Source organism: Microcoleus sp. BM001215392 (assembly GCF_036700185.1).
Classification (GTDB): domain Bacteria; phylum Cyanobacteriota; class Cyanobacteriia; order Cyanobacteriales; family Microcoleaceae; genus Microcoleus.
Genome location: NZ_JAUBOJ010000581.1, coordinates 1 through 3,025, shown reverse-complemented (window position 1 = coordinate 3,025; position 3,025 = coordinate 1). Strand labels below are relative to the sequence as shown.

Here is a 3,025-nt window from a genome sequence, read left to right as displayed (position 1 = left end):
GGCCGTTGCTGCCGATCGCAGGTTCGAGCAGAATGGGGATATTTGCCAGACCTGGTTCATTTGCCTGTCTGATCCCATCCGCGTTTAAGTCATTGAACTTGATACCTAAAATTGCCGGGCCTGTATTCCCAACCTGTAATTGCTGGGCAATCCGCTCTTCGCTGCTAGTTAAATCTGCCATGATTTCTCTCCTTCACACCTAAATCCACGTAAATTACAGACTACTGTATGGGTTTGTCAATAGCTGAGTAGTTTTTGCTAGTCGCTGACAATTGCCACTCGATTTTACATACGTCTGCACTTGAGGTAATGTTCCCCATCTCACACAACAATGCCTCAAGCTTTGTCGCTGGCCAGTATATCAGGTTTTGAAGAGCCCTGGCAATTTGAGGGCAACATCTTTAAGATTTGCACGCCTTCTCTCTCCGTACATACTTGCTGCTTTGAGCTCTAAAAAGGACTTGATTGAGTGCTCCCCCCGATATCCAGTCGGGCGGTATCGTTCAGGTTTGTCATGGTTCGCTGTAAAGTGGCGATCGCAGCCTTTGCGATTGCCTCTTTACAACAAGCTTGAGACCGATCGAGCTACCGGACTGGAGATGATGTGCTTTGCCTGAAAATATGCCGGTCGGGGTTAGGGGAACTGTCTGATAGTTTCTGACTTACGCTCAATGCTACAGCCTCTGAAATATTCCACCCAACATACAACAAGCCAGCTTCGGGGTTCCCGGAACTTATGCTTGAGTGTTGGACGCTGCCAAGAATAGGGTATCACGCGATCGCCCTTTAACCTCTTCCTGATTTTTATTTGCCGTTTGGCATTCCGGGGGATCGAGCTTGATTGAAACCTCAATCACCGACCCGAACGAGTTTCCAGAACCCAATTAATTAATTCATTTCTATTGACAAATCCGGCGATTTGTGTATTGGGTTCCCAAAGGACATTTTGTTGCCCAAAGTTAGGAAGATTGCCTAAATTCGCGACAGGTCGATCGAGCAAAAGATCGCTAATTGAATAAATATCACGACTCAGACTCGAAACCAAGCTATCCGTCTCAAGATTAGCCGCATCTTGAGGGTCTGTATAGCTGCTAGCATCCGTCAGGGGGTCGCCTTTCAAGGATTTAGCCGCTCGACTTTCACCATCTCCCGTCAGCAAATCGATGCTGCTAGCCCGAACGTCTGCCGAAACAACAACTATCGCAGGTGGAGTCGTTTGAATGAAGCCTGGGGGCGGAACTTCCCTAATTACATAACTACCTACCGGAACATTGCGGAAACTGTAATTGCCCTGACTGTCGCTCAAGGTACTGGCTTCGCCCGGATCTAAACGGCTGTTGTTATTGAGGTCAATGTAAATTTGGGTATTGGCGATCGGCGGTTCTCCGGCATCTAGGCGACCGTTGGCGTTAAAATCGTTAAATTTAACACCGCTAATCGTGCCTGTTACCAACACGTTGCCAAAGCTGAGATTGGTGGCATTGGTGCCGTTACCCACGGCGATCGGAGTCGGATTTGGCGTAGTTTGTCGGAAACCGGGCTGCGGGACTTCCCTCACCGAATAAATGCCTTGGGGCAAGTTGATAAAAGAGAAATTACCTTGGGGGTTTGTTAAAGTCGAAGGTTCGTTGGGATCTCGGACGTTGTTGTTGTTGGTGTCGATGTAAATCGGCCAGTTGGCAACTCTCGGTTCCGTCGGTTCGTTGACACCGTTAGAGTTGAGGTCGTTGAATTTGAAGCCGCTGATGCTACCGGTGGGGAAATTGTTGCCGAAATTGACGCCGACAGCGTTGGTATTGCCGGTGATGTCGATCGCCCCTGGATTTGGCGTAGTCTGTATCCATCCCGGTTGCTGAACTTCCCTCACCAAATAGCGGCCCGGCGAAACATTGCCAAAAGTGTAATTTCCTTGCGGGTTAGTGATGGTATTCGGTTCGCCCGGATCTAACCTGTTGTTGGCGTTGAGGTCGAGGTAAATTTGCCAGTTAACCAGAGGCGGATCTGTCGCGTCTCGGACACTGTTGGCATTGAGGTCATTGTATTTGAGACCGCTAATGCTGCCGACAAAAAACACATTGCCAAAATTGACGTTGCCGATCGCGGCGTTGGAAGTAACGTTAATCGGGCCCGGGTCGGGCGTAGTTTGGCGAAAACCCGGTTGCTGGACTTCTCTCACCAAATATGTGTCTGCGGGAATATTGACAAAAGCGTAATTACCTTGAAGGTTTGTAATAGTAGAAGGTTCGCCGCCGTCAAGCCGATTGTTGCGGTTGAGGTCGAGGTAAATTTGCCAGTTAGCTAGCGGTTGTTCTCCTGGATCTTGGCGGCCGTTGCTGTTGATGTCGTTGAATTTGGTACCTGCGATCGTCCCAGCGTTGAAGTTGTTGCCAAAATTGATATTACCGGCGTTGGTACCGCTGGTAATTGTTATTGGTGCGGGATTGGGCGTAGTTTGGCGAAAGTTCGGCTGCTGGACTTCCCTAACTTGGTAAGTACCAGGCGGCAGGTTGGCAAAGACGTAGTTGCCTTGGGCGTTGGTGAGGGTGGAAGGTTCGTTAACGTCGAGCCGGCTGTTGTTATTGAGGTCGAGGTAAATTTGCCAGTTGGGAATTGGCACATCTCCGGGATCTGGGCGGCCGTTGGCGTTGAAGTCGTTGTATTTGTTGCCGCTGATGCTGCCTACTTGGAAGTTGCCGATGTTGACATTGCCGATGTCTATTTGGCTGGCGGTTCTGGTGGGGTTGCTGGATTCGGTCATGGTGTTGGTGGGGCCCAATGAACGCTGTTTAATCTTTAGCTCTACGGCAATCTAGCAGTTTTTTTGCCAATTGCAGCTATTTTAGGGGATTAATTTTTTTTATCAGAGGGAGTGGCAGATTGGCAGATTGGCAGATTGGCAGATTGGCAGATTGGCAGATTGGGAGCATTTTTCTTATTTCCTTTGACAACTGACAACTGACAACTGACAACTGACAACTGTCAACTGTCAACTGACAACTGACAACTGACAACTGACAACTGTCAA

2 protein-coding genes are annotated in these 3,025 nt (G+C 49.0%); both read right to left on the bottom strand.

Annotated elements, in window-relative coordinates; all coding sequences use genetic code 11:
- Positions 1–181 (bottom strand): hypothetical protein (locus QT974_RS32940; protein WP_333472569.1); only part of this gene is annotated, 181 nt, incomplete at its 3' end.
- A gap of 672 nt (positions 182–853) precedes the next feature.
- Complete coding sequence (locus tag QT974_RS32935; RefSeq protein ID WP_333472568.1) at positions 854–2,758, bottom strand: SdrD B-like domain-containing protein; 1,905 nt, start codon at positions 2,756–2,758, stop codon at positions 854–856.
- Between the last annotated feature and the right edge of the window lie 267 nt (positions 2,759–3,025).

Excerpts from the sequence above, each read along its gene's own strand:
- QT974_RS32935 (WP_333472568.1), bottom strand. The coding sequence starts at position 2,758 with ATGACCGAATCCAGCAACCCCACCAGAACCGCCAGCCAAATAGACATC.